Genomic DNA, 19126 nt, shown 5'->3' with positions numbered 1-19126 from the left:
CCGTCAGTAATTTGCGAATCAGTCGACCGAACGGAGCGCGCAGGTGGCACAACGACAGTCCACGGCTGTCCGGGCGACGGCGGTGGCCACGGGGGCGTCGCTGCTCCTGGTCCTCGCCATCGTGCTCGGCAGCCGCGGCCTCAGGGACTTCGACTCCGCGCTGGTCCCGTACGCGGTGGCCACCGTCTTCCTGACCTTCGGGGTGGTCTACCGCTACGTGGTCTGGATCTCCGCCCCCGCCGCCCGGCGGCTGTTCAGGCAGGGCTGGCGCTCGGCGCTGTCCTGGCGGAACCTGCGCTCCGCGCCGACCGCGCTGCCCCGGCTGATCGTCACCTACCTGGGCTTCCAGAAGTTCCTCGGCGCCCGCTCGCACTCCCGCTGGGCGGCGCACCAACTGATGTTCTGGGGCTGCCTGTTGGCCGCCGCGATCACCTTCCCGCTGACCTGGGGCTGGTTCACCTTCACCGCCTCGAGCGCGGCCGGACCCGGCTACGAGATGCGGATCTGGGGCTTCAAGGTGCTCGGCTTCGACTCCGGCAGCTTCTTCGGCTGGGCGATGTACCACGGGCTCGACCTGGCGGCGGTGATGGTGATCGGCGGGGCGGGCTACTTCCTCTGGCGCCGGATGCGGGACCGCGCGGCCACCACCGGGCAGCGCTTCGGCTACGACTTCGTCCCGCTGCTCGCGCTGATCACCATCTCGGTGACCGGCCTGCTGCTCACCTTCTCCTCGGTCTTCCTGCACGGCGGCGGCTACGAGTTCCTCGCCATCCTGCACATGGCCTCGGTGGTGCTGACCCTGGTCTACCTGCCGTTCGGCAAGTTCTTCCACATCGTCCAGCGCCCGGCCGCGGTCGGCATGCAGCTGTTCAAGTACACGACGAAGCGGAAGATCCCCGAGGCCGCCGACGACCTGTTCGCCTGCCGCAAGTGCGGCGAGCCGATCGACACCCCCGAGTACGTGGCGAACCTGCGCGGCACCATGCAGGACCTCAGCCTCGGCTTCGACCAGTGGGCGGAGTACTGCCCGCGCTGCAAGCGGGTGTTGCGTGGCAGCGCCTACCTCTCCCAGGTGAAGAAGGGCTTCCAGTGAGCGAGCGTGTGGACCCGACGGTCGCCCCGCGCGGCACCGGCGACTTCCGGGACGCGGGCGGGCTGCCGGCCGCCGCCTGGCGGGCCGACCAGACCGAGCAGACCCTGGTGCCGACACACTGCTGCTTCTGCGGCGTGCAGTGCGGGATGTACCTGCGGGTGAACAGCGCGGGCAAGGTCTTCGGGGTCGAGCCACGCAACCACGACATCAACCGGATGCGGCTCTGCCCGAAAGGCATCAACGCGTACCAGCAGGTCAACCACCCGGACCGGCTGACCGCGCCGCTGATGCGGCGCAGCCGGGACGAGCCGTTCCGGGAGGTGAGCTGGGAGGAGGCGCTGAGCCACACGGTGGAGGAGATCCGCCGGATCCAGGGCGAGCACGGGGCAGACGCCTTCGGCCTGCTCGGCGGGGCCAGCCTGTTCTCCGAAAAGACCTACCTGGTGGGCAAGTTCGGCCGGGTCGCGCTGAAGACCCGGCACGTGGACTACAACGGCCGGCTCTGCATGGTGAGCGCCGCCGGGGCCAACAAGCTGGCGTTCGGGATCGACCGGGCGGGCAACCCGTTCTCCGACATCCTGCGGACCGACTGCCTGCTGATCGCCGGGTCCAACGTCGGCGAGTGCTTCCCGGTGATGACCCAGTACGTCTGGGGCGCCCGGGACCGGGGCGCCAAGCTGATCGTGGTGGACCCCCGGGAGACCGCGATCGCCCGCACCGCCGACGTGCACGTGGCGCTCAAGTCCGGTACCGACGCGGCCTTCTTCAACGCGGTGCTGAACGTGGTGATCGAGGACGGCCTGGTGGACGAGGAGTTCGTCGCCGCGCACACCACCGGCTGGGACGAGCTGAAGCAGACCGTCAAGCAGTACACCCCGGAGCGGGCCGCCGGGATCTGCGGCATCCCGGCCGAACAGGTGGTCGAGGTGGCCCGGATGTTCGGCGGCGCGGGGAAGGCGATGGCCTGGCACGCGCGCGGCATCGAGCACCACACCCAGGGTGTGGAGAACTGCCTGACCGTCATCAACCTCTGTGCGGCCACCGGGAATCTGGGCAAGCCGGGTGCGGGCTACGGCACCATCACCGGCCAGGGCAACGGCCAGGGCGGCCGCGAGCACGGCCAGAAGTCCGACCTGCTGCCCGGCGGACGCTCCATCAACGACCCCGAGCACCGGCGGCAGATCGCCGGCATCTGGGGCATCGACGAGGCCGAACTCCCGCTCGCCGGAACGTCGATGATGGAGATGGTCTGGCAGATGCAGCGCCAGGAGATCCGCGGCCTGATCGGGATCTGCAACAACCCCTTCGTCTCACTGCCCAACTACGCGGTGGTGAAGGACGGTTACGACACCCTGGAGTTCCACGCCCAGTTCGACTTCTTCCTGTCCGAGACCGCCGCCAACGCGCACGTGGTCTTCCCGGTCACCACCTGGGCCGAGGACGAGGGCGTGATGGCCAACGCCGAGGCCCGGGTGGTCAAGCACAACAAGGCCCAGGAGCCCCCGGCGGGCGTCCGCACCGACACCTGGGTGATGTGCGAGCTGGCCCGGCGGCTCGGGGTGGGCGACAAGTTCGACTTCCCCGGCTCGCGGCAGGTCTTCGACGAGCTCCGGGCCGCCTCCAAGGGCACCGTGATCGACTACTACGGCATCACGTACGAGCGGCTGGAGCAGACCGGCGGCATCGCCTGGCCCTGCCCGGACCTCGAACACCCGGGCACGCCAAGGCTGTTCGAGGGCGGGAAGACCTACCACCCGGACGGCAAGGTGCATCTCCAGGTGGTCGAGTGGCACCCGCCGGCCGACCCGTACAGCGACGAGTACCCGATGACGCTGACCACCGGCCGGACGGTGGCGCACTTCCTGTCGGGCAATCAGACCCGGCGGCTCGGCGCGCTGGTGGAACAGACCCCACGCCCCTGGGTCGAGGTGCACCCCTCGCACGGCTTCCGCACCGGCGACCCGGTCCGGGTGGTCACCCGGCGCGGGGTGTCGGTACTGCCCGCGCTGGTGACCGAGGCGATCCGGGCCGACCACGTCTTCGTGCCGTACCACTGGCCCTCGCCGGTGGCCGCCAACGCGCTCACCATCGACGCGCTGGACCCGCGCTCGAAGATCCCCGAGTACAAGGTCTGCGCGGTCCGGATCGAACGGGCGAGCGCGCTCGACGAGGTGCCCGCACCGCCCACCCCGCCGGGCCGGGAGGCGTACCCCGAGGCCCAGGCGTCCCGGACCGACCCGCTGCCGCCGACCTCCCCGCAGGGGCGCGGCACCTCCGAGAGGGGCTGACGTGCTCGGTAGGACGATCTTCATCGACCCCGGCCGCTGCATCGGCTGCCAGGCCTGCGTCTCGGCCTGCCGGGAGTGCGACTCGCACCGCGGCAAGTCGATGATCCACCTGGACTACCCGGACGAGGGCCACTCGGTGGCCTCGCTGCCGACCGTCTGCATGCACTGCGAGGATCCGGTCGCCCCGTGCGCCGAGGTCTGCCCGGCGGACGCCATCCTGATCACCGCCGACGGCGTGGTGCAGGAGGCCGACCCGACCAGGTGCATCGGCTGTGCGAACTGCGTCAACGCCTGCCCGTTCGGTGTGCCGAAGATCGACCTGGACGCCAAGCTCCAGATGAAGTGCAACCTCTGCTACGACCGCACCAGTTACGGCCTGGCGCCGATGTGCGCGACGGTCTGCCCGACCGGGGCGCTGTTCTACGGCACCTTGGAGGAGCTCCAAGCCGAGCGGCCGAACGTGGACGTCTCCACCATGTTCGCCTTCGGCGACGTGACGGTGTCCACCGGCGTCGCGATGGTGGTGCCGGCCGAGCAGCGGGCCGCCGTCCCCGGCGGGCTGCCGGCGGGCGGGGTGCTGGTGGGGGACGTACTGGTGGACGCCGGGTCGGCGGCCACCCGCTCGGACGGGATTGCGGCGGGCGGCCTGCTGAGAGTGATCGAGGTCAACGGGCGCCCCACGCCCGGGAACGGAGCACCGGCATGACCGGTACCGAGCAGGACGAACTGATCGACCGGATCAGCGCCGACTCCCTGACCACCCGGCGGGACTACCTGCGGATCGTGGCCACCGTCTCGGGCGGCCTGGTGGTCGGCTCCACCGTGGTCTCGGCCGGGGTGCTGCACCGGCACGGCGACGGCACCGCTCCCCCGCTCAAGGTCGCCGAACACCTGCCCAAGGGGCAGGCGGTCACCTTCAACTACCCGGGCGAGCACGACCGGGCGATGGCGATCCGGCTCACCGACGGCTCGGTGGTCGGGTACTCCACCGTCTGCACCCACCTGGCCTGCGGGGTGCTCTGGCGCAAGGAGCGCGGCGCCGAGGGCGAGCTCTACTGCCCTTGCCACGAAGGGGTGTTCAGCGCCCGGACCGGCGAGGTGACGGCCGGACCGCCGCCCCGGCCGCTGCCCCGGGTGGTGATGGTCGAGGACGACCAGGGCGCGGTCTGGGCGATCGGCACCGCCCGCTCCGGCGAGAGCGAACGGGCCGGGCTCTGCCGCGGCCTGGAGGAGTCCAACCCGGTGCTGGCCGAACGGGCCGGCTGCGCCGCCGAGGGAGCGTCATGACGTACCCGGAGAACTACCACCCCGGCAGCGACGAACCGCGGCTCAACCGCCCTGTCCCGGAACGCTATCCGCAGATCCGGGCCACCAGCGGCTACGCCGACCCGCGCATCCGCCGTACCGGTCCCGGGCCGGGCGCGGGCGGTGAGCAGCAGCCGGAGCGCTCGGCGATCCTGACCGCCCGGCTGGTGCTGGCGATCACCGTGGTGATCGGCCAGCTCTGGGCCCTGACCGTGGCCACCGACGCCTGGATGCGCGGCGAGACCACGACCGCCTGGTGGTGCACCGGCTTCTCGGCGGCCTCCTTCCTGGTCGTCCTGCTGGCCTGGCGGATCTCGCCGCACGATCACTGAACCAGGAGCCGACCGTGACCGCGCGGTCACGATTTCGGACTTCCCGCTGATGTCGCGTACAGTCTTCGACGTCAGACAGGCGCCGCTAGCTCAGTTGGTTAGAGCAGCTGACTCTTAATCAGCGGGTCCGGGGTTCGAGTCCCTGGCGGCGCACAGACACCAGGAAGGCCCCCACCTCACGGTGGGGGCCTTCCTTCGTGCTCAGCCCTGGCGGCGGCCGAAGATCCGGCGCCACCAGCTGCGGCGCGGGGCCGGGGCGGGCGCGGCGGCGATCGGCGCGGCGGCCGGGGTGACCGTCGGGGCGGTGGCCTGGGCCGGGACGGCTGCAGCGGGTGCGCCGGCCGGTGCGGGCGCGGGCTTCGGGCGGCCCGGGGTGAAGCGAACCGGGAGGCCGGTCAGGTGGCGGGCCAGCCAGGCGCCGCTCCAGCGCAGGTCCTCCTCGGCGACCGCGAGCTGGAGGTCGGGCAGGCGGGTGAGCAGGATGTCGATGCCGGTCTCGGCGATCGCCCGGCCGACGTCCTGGCCGGGGCACTCGTGCGGGCCGCCGCTGAACGCCAGGTGCGAGCGGTTGCCGTAGAGCGGGGTGTCCAGGTCGGGGCGGACCTCGGGGTCGACGTTGCCGGCCGCCAGGCCGAGCAGCAGCATGTCGCCGGCCTTGATCTGCTGGCCGCCGAGCTCGGTGTCGATGGTGGCCCAGCGGCCGGGGATCATCGACAGCGGCGGGCTGTCCCAGAGCACCTGGTCCAGCGCGTCCGGCAGGGTCATGTGACCGCCGGAGAGGTTGGCGCGGAACCGACTGTCGGTGAGCACCATCCGCAGGGTGTCCGCGATCAGGTTCACGGTGGACTCGTTGGCCATCAGCAGCACCAGGCGCAGGTGCTCCATCAGCTCGTCGTCGGAGAGCCCGGCCTCGTGCTGGATCAGCCAGCTGGCCAGGTCGTTGCCCGGCTCGGTCCGCTTGCGGGCGACCAGCTGACGGAGCGTGGTGGCCACGTACTCGTTGCTGGCGATCGCGGTCTCGGTGCCGAGCATCATGTCCCGGGCGGCGACCACGAGTTGCGGGCCGTACTCGTCCGGCGCACCGAGCAGCTGGGTCATCACCAGCATCGGCAGGTGCTCGGCGAACTCGCCCACCAGGTCGACCGTGCCGCGGCCGGTGAAGCCGTCGATCAGCTGGTCGGCGAACCGGGTGACGTAGCGTCGCATGCCGCGGCGGTCGAACCGGTTCAGCGCGTCGGTGACCGCGCCGCGCAGCCGGCGGTGCTCGGCACCGTCCGCGAACAGGCAGAGCGGCTGCCAGGCCAGCACCGGCATCAGCGGCGAGTCCATCGCCACCTGGTTCTGCTGGAACGCCGTCCAGCGGCGGGAGTCCCGGGAGAACCTGGACGGGTTGCGCATCACGGTCAGGTTGGCCGAGTGGCCGACCACCAGCCAGGCCGGCAGGTCACCGTGCAGCAGCACCGGCGCGACCGAGCCGTGCTCGGCGCGCAGCTTCTCGTACAGGCCGCTCGGGTCGGCCTCGGCCTCCGGGCCGTACAGCCGCCGTATCTGGTCGGTGCCGAGGCCGTGGGCCGGGCAGCCGGGCGGCGGGGTGAGCTGGCCGTCGGGGGTGGTCACGGGTTGTCTCCGGGAGTGAGTGTGAGCAGGCGTCAGGTGGAGCGGCTCAGGAGCTGAGCGTGTACAGGTAGCGCATCAGGGCGAGCAGCACGTCGCGGCTGGCCCCCCGGCTGCGGGCGTCGCAGGCCACGATCGGCACCTCGTCCGGCAGGTCGAGCGCCGCCCGCAGTTCGTCGATCGGGTAACTCGGCGACTCCGGGAAGGTGTTGACGGCCACCACGAAGGGCACGCCGCGCTCCTCCAGCCGTCCGATCACGTCGAAGCTGACCTCCAGGCGGCGGGTGTCGACCAGCACCACCGCGCCCAGCGCGCCCTCGAACAGGCCGTTCCAGAGAAACCAGAACCGCTGCTGGCCCGGGGTGCCGAAGAGGTAGAGCACCAGCTCGTCGGAGATGCTGATCCGGCCGAAGTCCATCGCGACCGTGGTGGAGGTCTTCCGCTCGACGCCGGTGGCGTCGTCCACCTCGGCCCCGGCCCGGGTCATGGTCTCCTCGGTGGTCAGCGGACGGATCTCGCTGACCGAGCCCACCAGGGTGGTCTTGCCGACCCCGAAGCCGCCGACGATGACCACCTTGACGGCGGTGGCGGCGGTGGCGGGCAGCAGATCGGAGCCGCTCGGGCCCCCGGGCTCAGAGCTTCTGAAGTCCATTCATCACCGCTTCGATCAGGGCACGGTCGGGGAGTTCGGCCTTGGGGACGGGGGCCCGGGCCTCGACCCGGTCGTCCGTCAGCAGGTCGGCGATCAGCACGGTGACCACGCTCATCGGCAGGTTGAGGTGGGCGGACACCTCCGCGACCGAGAGCGGCGACTCGCAGAGCCGCAGGATCGCCGCCTGCTCCGGCTGCATCGCGGGCTGCGGGCGGGACTTGGCGACGATCAGGGTGACCAGGTCCAGTACGACCCGCTCGGTCAGCCCGCTGCGTCCACGCGTGATCACGTACAGCCGCTCCGGGTTACCCGCCTCCCAGTCCGCGCCGGGGTCGGTCATGCGACCTGCTCACCATGGCGCGGAGGGGTGCTCAGATGCTCACCGATCCGGGCCACCAGGTCGCGCATCCGCTGGCCCATCAGTCCGGCGTCCACGCCTTGGTCGGCGAGCACCGCGAGGTAGGCCCGGGCGCCGGCCGCCATCAGGTAGAAGAACCCGCCGGTGGTCTCGATCACCACCAGCCGCATCCGGCCGTCCCCGTGCGGGAATTCGGAGCCGATCGCGGTGGCCAGACTCTGCAGTCCGGCGCAGGCGGCGGACAGCCGGTCCGCGGTGTCGGTGTCCGTGCCGTACTGCGCCATCCGCAGCCCGTCCGAGGACAGCACCACCACGTGCCGGGTCTGCGGTACGCCCTCGGCCAGTTCCTTGAGCATCCAGTCCATGTTGGCCCGCTGCTGAATCACTGCTCACCCTTACCTGAGGACTCGTCACTATGGTCGCCCGGCCGGCCGTTCACACCGTTGGCGAACGCCGCCAGCCACATCCCGGGCTGCTCCGGCTCCGCCGCCGGGGCGGCCTGCGGGGTCGGCACCGGGCGGCTCGCCGCGGCGTGCCGGCGGCGCTGCGGCAGGCCGTTGGCGGCCCGCTCGGTCACTGCCGGGTTCTGCTCACTCTCCCAGGGCTGCGGCCCGGACGGCGGCCGGATCGCCGCCGGGGCGGTCACCGCGTGCCGGGCCGTCAGGGCCGGCCGGGCTATCGCCGGCGCCGCCCGGCGCGGTCCCGAGGCCACGCCGATGCCGTGCGCCCGCTCGGTGGTCGCCGGGGTGGCGGTGAGCAGGTCCTGCGGAACGATCAGCACCGCGCGCACGCCACCGTAGGCGGACGGGCGGAGCGAGACCTGGAAGCCGTACGCCTGGGCCAGCCGGCCGACCACGGCGAGGCCGAGCCGGGGTGTCTCGCCGAGGTCGTTCAGGTCGATGCCCTCCTGCGCCTCGCGGAGCATCCGCTCGGCCCGGGCCCGGCCCTCCTCGCTCAGGCTGAGGCCGCCGTCCTCGATCTCGATCGCGATGCCGGTCTGCACCTCGACGGCCGTCAGGTGGACGTTGGTGTGCGGCGGCGAGTAGCGGGTGGCGTTGTCCAGCAGTTCGGCGAGCGCGTGGATCAGCGGCTCGACCGCGGTGCCTATCACGGCCACCTCGGAGACCGGGTGCAGCTCGACCCGCTGGTAGTCCAGGATCCGGGAGATCGCACCGCGCAGGACGCTGTAGAGCGGAACTCCCTTGCTCCACTGGCGGCCCGGGCGCGCGCCACCGAGCACCGCGATCGAGTCGGCCAGCCGGCCGACCAGGGCGTTCCCGTGGTCCAGCCGGAGCAGGTCGTCGAAGACCGCCGGGTCGGTGCCGTGCCGGTCCTCCATCTCCCGCAGGTCCTGGGCCTGCCGGTGGACGATCGCCTGCACCCGGCGGGCGATGTTCACGAACGCCCGCTGGGCCGACTCGCGCAGGCCCTCCTCGGCGTCGACCGCCTCGAGCACCGTCCGCAGCACGGCCTGCCTGGCCTGCTGGAAGCCGGGCGAGCCCGCCCCGGGGGACAGCTCGCGCAGCACGTCGTCCAGGAACTCGCCGGCCTGCAGCCGGGCCACCGCCTGCGGCAGCACCTCGGCGAGCTCCGCGGTCTCCGCCTCCTGAGCCGCCAACTGGCCTCTGAGCTCGGCCTCCTGGCGGGCCGAGCGCTCGCGCAGCGCGGTCAGCGCACGGCCCCGGCGGGCCGCCTCGGCCGCCACCAGGGCGACCGCGAGGGTGGCCACCGCGCCGCACCAGCCGACGGCCGCCCTGGCTTCCTTGGCGATCAGGAAGGTGGCGACCACGGCCGCGGCTGCGGTCAACACCGTGGGCAGGAGCCATCCCAGCGTGCGCGCGGGGCGCAGATCTCCGGGCGTCTCTCCAGCACCAAGCATCAGCGTCCTCAACTGTCGGAAGGTGTACGGACTTACGCGTCGCGTACCGGCCCGGTAGGGGCCTTTCCGGTCCTCGCCCACCGTGACCGGCACGGGGTGGGCGGGGCTGGGCGGGAGTAGCATAGCCGGTTTTTCGGATCACCCTGACGGGTGCTCAACATGCCGATCAGCTATCACACTTGGGCCTTTCACGTGGCCTTTTGGGTGCAGATCACATCCGGACCGCACGACTGCGGCCCGCCGTCGGGGACGGCGGGCCGCGCATCTCGGGGGGCTGCTCAGGGGGTCAGGCCACCCGAGGCGGGCTTCAGCTGGACCCAGCCCGCGGTGCTCGGCGCACCCTCCTCGTTCAGCAGGAAGAGCATGTAGTAGCCGGGCGGCGCGGCGGCCGCCGAGGGCGGTGCCTGCAGCTCCAGGAAGTTGCCCGAGCGGCTCTTGATCCGCAACTCCAGGTGCCGCTGGCTGGTGTTGACCGAGTGGGTCGCGGTGGTCGGGGCGAGCAGCACCGCGCGGGTCACGTCGTTGGCGGTGCTGCTGCTGACGGTGATCTTCTCGTTGTAGGTGACCGAGGGGTTGAACACCAGGCCGAGGTTGGGCCGGCTGCCCTGGTGCAGGTAGGCCGGTTCGTAGATCTCGATGCTGCCGTTCATGTCGTCGTTGATGTCCGGGTCGTTGGCGAGCTGCTGGAGCTCGTCACCGGTCACCATCACCCGGCCGTCCGGCAGCACCACCGCGTTGGAGTGGTAGCCGCGCGGCAGCCGCTGGGCCGGGCCGAGCTTCCAGTTGCCGTTCGCGTCCCGGAGTTCGGTCTGCCGGTACTTCAGGTCGGCGTTCGGGTTGTAGGTGCCGTTGCCGTAGTCGCGGATGTCGAAGGCGCCGTTCACGGTGAGCAGGGTGGCGTCCGGCAGCAGCAGGGTGTCGTCCTGGGTGCGGCCGAAGGCGCGCGGCTGCTGCTTGCTCCACTGCCCGCCGACCAGTTGATAGGTGTTCGGGTCGTCGCGGTCACCGCCGAGCACCAGCACCGAGTCCGGGCCGCGGAAGCCGGCCGGGAGCGGGACGGCCGAACCGTAGTTGCGGCCGAAGCCCTGCGGCGGGGCCATCGCGCCCGGACCCGGCGGGTTGTCCGGCCGGGCCGGCAGGCTGGTCCTGGTCTCGGTGTTGATGTCGAAGGTCCACTGCTGCTCGGGGCTGCGGCCGAGCCCGTAGATCCTGCCGTCGCGCAGCGAGAACAGGTGCGGGTAGTCCCGCTTGAACGGGGCGTCCGCCTTGAACCTGCCGATCGACCAGCCCTCCGGCTTGTCGGTCTTGGCCACCGGCACCGACTTGTCGAGCGCCGGGAAGCGCTCGACGATCGCGGTCGGCGTGCCCCAACCCAGCTCGGACTGGCCGGACATGATGAGCTGTCGGCCGTCCATGCCGGTCACCACGCTCGGGTACCAGCGGCCGACCGCCATGTCCTTGTTCTGGTACCAGACCTCCTGCCAGGGGTCGAAGACCAGCGAGAGCTTGGCGCCACTGCCGCCGTTGCCGCCCAGGTTGCCGCCGAAGACGCCGAGCATGCCGTTGGGCAGGAAGGAGTGCCCGGCGCAGAAGAACGGCGCGGGGCGCGGCTGGTTGAGCCCGTCCGGCATGTTCACCACGGGCGGGGTGACCTTGGTGAAGGCGGCGGTGCCGGTGCCCTTGGCCGGGTCCCAGAGGTACGCCCGGCCGGCGTTCTCCTTGCCGATCGTGTCGGTCGGCGCGGGCTCCTTCTGCGGGTTCTTCTCGATCCGCTCGAAGGAGAACAGCAGCACCTTGCCGGTGGGCAGTTGGGCGATGTGCGCGGCGAAGTCGGGGGACGGGAAGTACTCCCGGAACCGCCCCGACTCGCTCGGGTCGAAGCCCGTGTTGGCGGCGGCCTGGGACTCGCCCAGCGCCTTCAGCCGCTCGGTCCTGGTGGACTGCGGGTACTCGCCGACCGCGGCCAGCAGCTTCCTGGTCAGGGCGTGCTCCTCGGCGTGCTCCTCACCGAGCACCGCCGCCTCGTCCGGGTCGGCCTTGACCGGGTCGGCAGCCGTTGCGCTGGTCTGGGTGTCGGCGGTCCGGTCGTGATCGTGGGCGAGCGCCGGGCCGGCCACCGAGACGGTCAGCGCGGAGGCGGCACAGACCGCCACCGCGGCCGCGAGCAGCCGCCGGGGGACGGGCGGATTCCTGCGGGACATGGGACTCCTAGCGAAGCTGGGACTGGGTGAACCGGGGACATCGGCACGGCGGACGCACCGTCACTCAGTGTTGAGTCGCGCACGACTGACTGTCACTCCGGGGCGGGCAGCCGGGTGAGCCGGTCTGACTATTCGTCCGGTCGAGTCATTCCGGCCGCCGGCCCTGTTGCCGTTCGCATGCATACCGTAGCGTCACCGATGCTCTGTGTAACCACATGACCACGGGAGGCATCATGCCGACTGAGCTGAAACTGCGTGAGAGCGAAGACATCCAGGGCGACGTGATCGCCGGTTTCAAGAAGGACCAGATGACCCTGCTGTTCCTCAAGTTCGAGGACGCGGCCAGGGCACGGACGTGGGTGCGGCAGCTGGAGCCGCAGATCTCCACCACCAGACAGGTCGCGGCCTTCAACGCTGCGTTCAGCAAAGCCCGGAAGTCCTCGGGCGGCGACGACCCGCAGAAGCTCAAAGCGACCTGGATGAACGTCAGCTTCAGCTACGAGGGCCTCAAGCACCTGGTCGGCAAGGAGCCGCTGCCCACGGTGCCCGCGGGCGGCACGCTGGAGGCGTTCAAGCAGGGCTCGGACAAGCGCTCGCTGGGCGACGTCGACGGCAGCCGGCCGGACAAGTGGCTGTTCGGCGACGGTCACGGCCAGACCGTGCACGCGGTGCTGACCATCGCCTCGGACACCCTGGTGGACCTGCAGGCCGCCGTCACCGCCCAGCGCGAGGCGACCGCCAAGGCCGGGATCTCAATCGTCTTCCAGCAGAACGGCGCCACCCTCACCGGCACCCGCCGGGGCAAGGAGCACTTCGGCTTCAAGGACGGCGTGAGCGAGCCCGCCGTCCAGGGCTTCGACGAGCCCGACCCGGAGAAGCCCGAGTACGAGAAGGGCAAGCCGGGCACCCGGCTGATCCCGGCCGGCGAGTTCGTGATCGGGCATCCCAGAATCGGCGGCATCACCTACGACCCGATGCCGGAGTGGGCGGAGAACGGCAGCTTCCACGTGGTCCGCCGGCTGGCCCAGGACGTCCCCGGCTGGTGGGCCCAGATCTCCGTTCAGCTCAAGGTGCTGAAGGAGGCCAAGGCGGTGCCGGAGGAGGCCACCCCCGAGTGGCTGGCCGCCCGGGTGGTCGGCCGCTGGCGTTCGGGCACCCCGGTGGCCAAGTGCCCGAACGCGGACCGGCCGTTCAACGCGCTGTCCGGCGACGACAACGACTTCGGCTTCAAGAACGACCCCGAGGGCTTCACCACCCCGCTCTTCTCCCACCTGCGCAAGACCAACCCCCGGGACGGTCTGCAGGAGCGCCCGGGCGCCGAGCCGTTCCCGGAGAACCCGGTGATGGACCGTCGGCGGATCATGCGCCGCGGCTCCCCGTACGGCGCGCCCTTCGACCCGGCCTCCGAGGGTCCCGGCGGTCCGGACGACCCGCGCGGGCTGCTGTTCGTCAGCTACCAGTCCGACCTGGTCGAGCAGTTCGAGTTCATTCAGAAGTCCTGGATCAACAACGTGGACTTCCCGCCGAACCGGCCCAACAAGCCCGGCCCCGACCCGGACGTCGGCCCGACCGGCACGGTGACCTGGGAGTCGCCCGGCGCCTCGACCAAGCTGACGTTCAACCAGTTCGTCACCACCGAGGGCTCGGTGTACGGCTTCGCGCCGTCGCTGACCACGCTGCGGCTGCTCGGCGAGGGGCGGCTGACCGACAAGCTGCCCAGCGCCGTCCGGCCGACCGACGCCTTCCTGGCCGTCCCCGACCTCTACCGGCAGGGCGGCAAGAGCTGGTTCTGGGCGTACGGGACGGGCAGTTCGGGCCCGGTCGCCCGGACCATCTCGATCGCCGACGGCAGCGAGCACCACGACAAGGTGGAGCGGCCCGACCGGCCGCTCTCCACCTGGCCGCAGATCTACACCGGGGTCGACCGGGTGGACGCGGTGCTCCCGGTGCCGGACGAGCAGCGGAAGAACGGGCGCAGCCGGTTCTGGCTGTTCCACACCACCGAGGGCCGCCAGGTCTACCGGCTGATCTCGATCGCCGACCGGGCCGAGTCCGGCCTGCCGCCGGACCAGGCCGGCACGGTCGACCGCGGCGACCGGGCGCTCACGGCCTGGTCCTCGTTCGACGGCATCCAGCAGGTGGACGCCTTCCTCCCGGTGCCCGACCAGCAGCGGGAGAACGGCAAGAGCTGGTTCTGGGTCTTCCACACCTTCATGGGCCAGCAGGTCTACCGGCTGATCTCGATCGCCGACGGGAACGCGCACACCGATGTGATCGAGCGCGGTGACCGTTCGCTGTCGCAGTGGCAGTCGCTGGCCGGGATCAGCAAGGTGGACGAGTTCCTGGCCGTCCCGGACCTCCAACTGGTCAACGGCTTCAGCCTGTTCTGGGTGTTCCACCAGGACAAGTACCGGATCATCTCGATCAGGAGCGGGGCCGGCCACCCGGATCAGGAGTCGGTCGCCGACCGGGCGCTGACGCTCTGGACCTCGCTCACCAGCTGACGGTGGGTCATCCCGTGCGACCCCACCGGGGCTCGCACGGGATGTTTCAATCTCTTGAACTGATGTGAAATATGCCTTCGATTTGAAGGTCATCAGGTTTTCCCATGCTTGGATTAAAGGCATGGATCACCCCTCCTTCCCTGTCCGGCTCGCGGCCACCGCCGCTGCCATCGCCCTCTCCACCACCCTGCTGACCGCCTGCTCCACCGACAGCGCGGGCTCGGGAAAGGTCCGGATCGGCATCTCGGGGGCCAGCTCCGACTGGGACGTGCTCAAGCAGAAGGCCAAGGCCGAGGGCATCGAGATCGAGCTGGTCACCTTCGACGACTACGCCCTGCCGAACAAGGCGCTGGCGGCCGGCGACATCGAGCTCAACGCCTTCCAGCACCTGGCCTTCCTCAGTCAGTTCAACGCCAACAACGGCACCACCATCGTGCCGATCGGCGCCACCTCGGTCTCCCCGCTCGGGCTGTACTCGCTCAAGCACAAGAGCGTCGACCAGATCCCGGACGGCGCGAAGATCGCCGTCCCCAACGACCCGTCCAACCAGGGCCGGGCGCTGCGGGTACTGGAACAGGCCAAGCTGATCGAGCTGAAGGCCGACACCGGCCTGTACGGCACCCCGGAGTCGATCTCGGGCAACCCGAAGCACCTGACCATCGTGCCGGTGGACGCCCAGCAGACCCCGCGCAGCCTGCAGGACACCGCCGCCGCCGTGATCAACTCCGGCGTGGCGGGCCAGGCCGGGTACGAGGTCAAGCAGGCGATCTTCCGGGACGACCCGAAGAACCCGGGCACCCGCCCGTACGTCAACGTGATCGCGGCCCGGGCCACCGACCGGGACAACCCCACCTACCTGAAGATCGCCGAGCTCTACCACTCCCCCGAGGTACAGGCCGCCGCGGCCGAGGAGTCCAAGGGCGCCAGCGTGCCCAGCGACCTCGACCGGCCCGCCCTGCAGGCCGAGTTGGACCGGCTGGCCAAGCAGGTGAAGGGCAGGTGATCGAGCTGGTCGAGGTCAGCAAGGAGTACGGGGACTTCCGCGCCCTGGACCGGGTCAGCCTGACCGTGCCGGACGGCGGGATCTTCGGCGTGATCGGCCACAGCGGGGCGGGCAAGAGCACCCTGCTCCGGCTGATCAACCAGCTGGAACGGCCGACGGCCGGCTCGGTCCGGCTGAACGGGACCGAGCTGACCGGCCTGAGCGAGCGCCGACTGCGCGCGCACCGGCGGGAGATCGGCATGGTGTTCCAGCAGTTCAACCTGTTCAAGTCGCGCACCGTGCTCGGCAACGTCGCCTACCCGCTCCGGCTGGCCGGGCTCCCCCGCCCGGTGGTCAGGCAACGGGCCCTGGAGGCGCTGGAGTTCGTCGGCCTCGGCGAGTACGCCAAGCGCCACCCGGAGCAGCTCTCCGGCGGACAGCGCCAACGGGTCGGCATCGCCCGGGCGTTGGCCAACTCCCCCAAGGTGCTGCTGAGCGACGAGGCCACCTCGGCGCTCGACCCGGAGACCACCCTGGAGGTGCTCGACCTGTTCCGGCGGATCAACACCGAACTGGGCGTCACCATCGTGCTGATCACGCACGAGATGGACGTGCTGCGACGGATCTGCGACCGGGTCGCGGTGCTCGACGGCGGGCGGCTGGTGGAGACCGGCGACGCCTACCGGGTCTTCGCCCACCCCCAACACCCCACCACCGCCGCGTTCGTCCGCTCCGTGCTGCCCGACCGCCCGGCGGGCGCCACTCTGACGCGACTGCGCGGACGGCACACCGGGCAACTGCTCACCGTGCCGTTCACCCACGACGGCGACCTCGGCCGCGGCCTCTCCCGGCTGCTCCGGGAGCACCGGCTCGACTTCTCCCTGGTGCACGGCGGGATCAGCGAGGTCGGCTCGCTGCCACTGGGCAGCCTGACCGTCGAACTGCACGGCGACGAAGCCGATCTGACGGCCTTTCTGGCCGCCTGGGAGCGCGCGGAGGTGTTGGCCGCGTGAAGGTCGACTGGAACGTCTTCTGGCCCAAGCTGGCCGACGCCACCGGCCAGACCGTCTACATGGTGCTGGTCACCCTGCTGCTCTCCTCGGCCCTCGGACTGGTGCTCGGCCTGCTGCTGTACGCCACCCGGAAGGGCAACCTGCTGCAGAACCGGGCGGTCTTCTCCCTGCTCAACCTGCTGATCAACCTGGTCCGGCCGGTGCCGTTCATCATCGCGATCGTCGCTATGGCCCCGCTCACCCGCGCGGTCACCGGCTCGATGATCGGCACCGAGGCGGCGATCTTCCCGATGGTGGTGGTCGCCACCTTCGGGGTGGCCCGGATCGTCGAGAACAACCTGGTCGCGGTCGAGCCCGGAGTGATCGAGGCGGCCCGGGCGATGGGAGCGGGGCCGGTGCGGATCATCCTGACCGTGCTGGTGCCCGAGGCGCTCGGCCCGCTGATCCTCGGGCTGACCTTCATCCTGGTGGCACTGATCGACTTCTCGGCGGTGGCCGGCACGGTGGGCGGCGGCGGGGTGGGCAACCTGGCCATGACGTACGGCTACCTGCGCTTCGACACCTCGGTGATGGTGGTGACGGTGGCCGTGCTGATCGTGCTGGTGCAGATCGCCCAGCTGGCCGGGAACCTGCTGGCCCGCAAGGTCCTTCGGCGCTGACTACGGCCCGGGCGCGTCCAGTACGGCGGCGGCCACGTCGCCCGGCCGGTCCTCCATCAACAGGTGGCCGGACGGGACGGCGAGGCGGAACTCCGCGTCCAGCACCGCCGCCAGCTCCCGCTGCCGCGCGAGCCAGGCCCGGCCGCCCCGCCCGGTCGAGGCGGCCAGCACGATCGCCGGGGCGTCGGCCGACGGCCGCGTACGGCGCAGCTCGTTCAACTCGGCTGCCACGTCCAGGTAGTGGGTGTTCTCGGCGAGCAAGGCCCGGAACGACCGGCTGGTCCGGTAGCAGCGCCGGACCAGTTCGGCCGGTGCCGGATCGCGGTGCCCGAGGGTGTTCGCCGCCCCCGCCGCCCGTCGGGCGACCGGGCCGAGCAGGTACGGGACGGCGGTGGCGGTGGCCAGCCCGCCGAGCGTACGGACCGTCAGTTCGCGCAGGGCCTGGGCCCGGGATGGCCGGGCGGCCGGTTCGGTGCTGCCGTCGAGCAGCACCAGCGCGGCGGTCCTGGCCGGGTGCAGCCGGGCGAAGGCCTCGACGTGGAAGGCGGCGATCGAGTGGCCGACCACGGTGACGGGGGTGTCCACCGCGAGGGCGTCCAGCAGGGCGGCGATCCGGTCCGCCTCGCCCCGGGCGGTGGGCGGACCGGGAACGGGCTCGCTGAGGCCGAAGCCCGGGCGGTCGAAGCGGACCACCGTCCGGTGCGGTTCGAGCAGCGGGACCACCCGGTCCCAGTCGAACCAGCAGCAGCCGAGACCACCGCTGAGCACCACCACCGGCCCCCGGCCGGAGACCACGGTGTGCACCGCCCGGCCGCCGACCCGGACGAACCGCGCGCCGTTCACCGCTCCGCCGTTCACCGCTCCACCGTTCGCTGCCCGGCGGCGACCCCGCGGGCCAGCACCGCGAGCCAGACCGCGATCAGCAGGATCTGCGAACGCTGCCCCGCGCCCATCGTCCAGGTGCCGTGCCCGGCCTCGAAGGCGGCGATCGCAGCGAGGCTCCAGACCGTGGCGGCCAGCTCGGCAGCCACCAGCCAGGGGCCGTACCTGGCCAGCGGCGGCCACCAGCCATACCGGCGGGCGGCGACGGTGAGCAGCGTCACGGCGCCGATCGCACCGACCATGGCCAGGCTGCTGCTGACGGCGTGCGCGGTGTGGGTGGCAGGGACCAGACCGGCCGTCTCACGGGCCGCGCACTCCGGGTCGGCGGTCGGCGTACAGCTCAGCGGCAACCGGGAGTCCACCGCCGTGGCCGCGCCGAACAGCGCCAGCGCCGACCAGCCGGCCACCGCCCAGGGGCGACGCTCCAGCCGCCACAGCGCGGTGCCCGCCGCCGCCAGCACGGCCAGCCCGGCGACCAGGTCGGTGGCGCGGAACAGACCGCCGAGCGGCTGGTCCTCGGCGGCCAGCTCGCTGACGTACGTCTGCACCGGGTCCAGCCCGGTGCCGATCACCACCTCCAGCACCCACGCCGTGTAGGCGAGCGCGCTCAGCAGCAGGAGGACGGCGGTCGCCGTGGTCGTCCGGCCGGGGCGGCGGGCTGCGGAGCTGGGCACCAGGCCAGCGTAATCACCGCGCGGCCCGTACCGGCTGTGTGCCGGAACCGATTCGGAGCTTCCCGCCGGACCGTGTATTGTTCTCGGGGTCAGACAGGCGCCGCTAGCTCAGTTGGTTAGAGCAGCTGACTCTTAATCAGCGGGTCCGGGGTTCGAGTCCCTGGCGGCGCACAGACGGTCGGAAGGCCCCTCACTTCGGTGAGGGGCCTTCCGGCGTTTCCGCTCCGGAACGGCCGGCCGCGCTGTCCAATGGAAGGGAGAGGACACCCCACCAGAGGAGCACCCCATGCCGAACCCCGCCCAGGGCCACCGGATCGACCTGGTCTTCCCCGAGCAGACCGTGACGGTACAGATCGACGGCGCCCAGGTCGCCAAGTCGAGCCGCCCGCTGGCGCTGTTCGAGACCGGGCTGCCGGTCCGTTACTACCTGCCTCCGGAGGACGTCGACCTGGCGCAGCTCCGGCCGAGCGAGACGCACACCACCTGCCCGTTCAAGGGCGAGGCCTCCTACTGGTCGTTCGGCGAGCGGGCCGACGTGGCCTGGTACTACCCGGAGCCGATCGACTCGGTGGCGCCGATCGCCGGGTACGTCTGCTTCTACGACACCGTGGCCGAGCTGAGCGTGGAGGGCGCCCTCCCCGAGTAGGGGGCCGACGCGTGGTGAAGTCGGCGGGCGTAAACCCGATGTGA

Annotated in this window: 17 protein-coding genes, 2 tRNA genes and 1 pseudogene; 12 read left to right on the top strand and 8 right to left on the bottom strand. The window is 71.4% G+C overall.

Annotation, left to right across the window (positions count from 1 at the left end; translation table 11 throughout):
- Positions 1-43 precede the first annotated feature (43 nt).
- The 6 genes and pseudogenes from F4556_RS23545 to F4556_RS23520 all read left to right on the top strand — a co-directional run bounded on the left by F4556_RS23545 (position 44) and on the right by F4556_RS23520 (position 5171).
- A complete protein-coding gene (locus F4556_RS23545) occupies positions 44-1093 on the top strand; it encodes an MFS transporter (RefSeq protein ID WP_313068537.1) in 1050 nt (349 codons plus the stop codon).
- A complete protein-coding gene (locus F4556_RS23540; protein ID WP_313068536.1) occupies positions 1090-3381 on the top strand; it encodes a molybdopterin oxidoreductase family protein in 2292 nt (763 codons plus the stop codon). Before F4556_RS23545 ends, F4556_RS23540 begins: the two co-directional genes overlap by 4 nt.
- Before the next feature lies 1 nt (position 3382).
- A pseudogene (locus F4556_RS23535) lies at positions 3383-3946 on the top strand (4Fe-4S dicluster domain-containing protein); the annotation flags it as partial.
- 137 nt (positions 3947-4083) lie between these two features.
- Positions 4084-4668: a QcrA and Rieske domain-containing protein gene (locus F4556_RS23530; protein ID WP_184919281.1), complete on the top strand. Its 585-nt coding sequence runs from the start codon at positions 4084-4086 to the stop codon at positions 4666-4668.
- A complete protein-coding gene (locus F4556_RS23525; protein ID WP_184919279.1) occupies positions 4665-5018 on the top strand; it encodes a DUF6755 family protein in 354 nt (117 codons plus the stop codon). The genes F4556_RS23530 and F4556_RS23525 overlap by 4 nt, the downstream gene beginning before the upstream one ends.
- Positions 5019-5097: 79 nt before the next feature.
- Positions 5098-5171: transfer RNA gene (locus tag F4556_RS23520), tRNA-Lys, on the top strand.
- A 48-nt stretch (positions 5172-5219) separates the two neighbouring features.
- Here the strand turns inward: F4556_RS23520 and F4556_RS23515 are convergent.
- From F4556_RS23515 to F4556_RS23490, 6 genes are all read right to left on the bottom strand, one after another.
- Positions 5220-6635 carry a cytochrome P450 gene (locus tag F4556_RS23515; protein ID WP_184919277.1) on the bottom strand — a complete coding sequence of 472 codons (1416 nt, stop codon included), beginning with the start codon at positions 6633-6635 and terminating at the stop codon, positions 5220-5222.
- A 46-nt stretch (positions 6636-6681) separates the two neighbouring features.
- Entirely contained in the window at positions 6682-7284 is a 603-nt protein-coding gene (locus F4556_RS23510) for a GTP-binding protein (protein WP_184919275.1), read from the bottom strand.
- Positions 7265-7624: a DUF742 domain-containing protein gene (locus F4556_RS23505; RefSeq protein WP_184919273.1), complete on the bottom strand. Its 360-nt coding sequence runs from the start codon at positions 7622-7624 to the stop codon at positions 7265-7267. The genes F4556_RS23510 and F4556_RS23505 overlap by 20 nt, the downstream gene beginning before the upstream one ends.
- Entirely contained in the window at positions 7621-8028 is a 408-nt protein-coding gene (locus F4556_RS23500) for a roadblock/LC7 domain-containing protein (protein ID WP_184919271.1), read from the bottom strand. The genes F4556_RS23505 and F4556_RS23500 overlap by 4 nt, the downstream gene beginning before the upstream one ends.
- Positions 8025-9521 (bottom strand): sensor histidine kinase, encoded by a 1497-nt coding sequence (locus F4556_RS23495; protein WP_184919270.1) that lies wholly within the window; start codon positions 9519-9521, stop codon positions 8025-8027. The genes F4556_RS23500 and F4556_RS23495 overlap by 4 nt, the downstream gene beginning before the upstream one ends.
- 278 nt (positions 9522-9799) lie before the next feature.
- Positions 9800-11722 (bottom strand): galactose oxidase early set domain-containing protein, encoded by a 1923-nt coding sequence (locus tag F4556_RS23490; RefSeq protein WP_184919268.1) that lies wholly within the window; start codon positions 11720-11722, stop codon positions 9800-9802.
- Between the two features lie 233 nt (positions 11723-11955).
- Here F4556_RS23490 and F4556_RS23485 point away from each other — a divergent pair, with 233 nt between their 5' ends.
- The 4 genes from F4556_RS23485 (at position 11956) to F4556_RS23470 (ending at position 16880) form a co-directional block, all read left to right on the top strand.
- A complete protein-coding gene (locus F4556_RS23485; RefSeq protein ID WP_246511072.1) occupies positions 11956-14226 on the top strand; it encodes a Dyp-type peroxidase in 2271 nt (756 codons plus the stop codon).
- A 121-nt stretch (positions 14227-14347) separates the two neighbouring features.
- Positions 14348-15229 (top strand): MetQ/NlpA family ABC transporter substrate-binding protein, encoded by an 882-nt coding sequence (locus tag F4556_RS23480; protein WP_184919266.1) that lies wholly within the window; start codon positions 14348-14350, stop codon positions 15227-15229.
- A complete protein-coding gene (locus F4556_RS23475) occupies positions 15226-16221 on the top strand; it encodes a methionine ABC transporter ATP-binding protein (protein ID WP_184919264.1) in 996 nt (331 codons plus the stop codon). The genes F4556_RS23480 and F4556_RS23475 overlap by 4 nt, the downstream gene beginning before the upstream one ends.
- On the top strand, positions 16218-16880 hold the full coding sequence (locus F4556_RS23470; protein WP_184919262.1) for a methionine ABC transporter permease: 663 nt from the start codon (positions 16218-16220) through the stop codon (positions 16878-16880). Before F4556_RS23475 ends, F4556_RS23470 begins: the two co-directional genes overlap by 4 nt.
- Here F4556_RS23470 and F4556_RS23465 read toward each other — a convergent pair whose 3' ends face one another.
- Both F4556_RS23465 and F4556_RS23460 read right to left on the bottom strand, forming a co-directional pair.
- Positions 16881-17738 (bottom strand): alpha/beta fold hydrolase, encoded by an 858-nt coding sequence (locus F4556_RS23465; RefSeq protein WP_313068532.1) that lies wholly within the window; start codon positions 17736-17738, stop codon positions 16881-16883.
- On the bottom strand, positions 17735-18436 hold the full coding sequence (locus tag F4556_RS23460) for a DUF998 domain-containing protein (RefSeq protein WP_184919260.1): 702 nt from the start codon (positions 18434-18436) through the stop codon (positions 17735-17737). Before F4556_RS23460 ends, F4556_RS23465 begins: the two co-directional genes overlap by 4 nt.
- 97 nt (positions 18437-18533) lie before the next feature.
- Here F4556_RS23460 and F4556_RS23455 point away from each other — a divergent pair.
- Positions 18534-18607 (top strand) — tRNA-Lys (locus F4556_RS23455).
- 115 nt (positions 18608-18722) lie between these two features.
- Entirely contained in the window at positions 18723-19082 is a 360-nt protein-coding gene (locus F4556_RS23450; RefSeq protein WP_184919258.1) for a DUF427 domain-containing protein, read from the top strand.
- Positions 19083-19126 lie beyond the last annotated feature (44 nt).

The sequence above is a fragment of the Kitasatospora gansuensis genome (assembly GCF_014203705.1).
GTDB classification, from domain to species: Bacteria; Actinomycetota; Actinomycetes; order Streptomycetales; family Streptomycetaceae; genus Kitasatospora; species Kitasatospora gansuensis.
The sequence above is the reverse complement of the archived record's forward strand: the minus strand, read 5'-3'. Positions and strand labels throughout refer to the sequence as shown.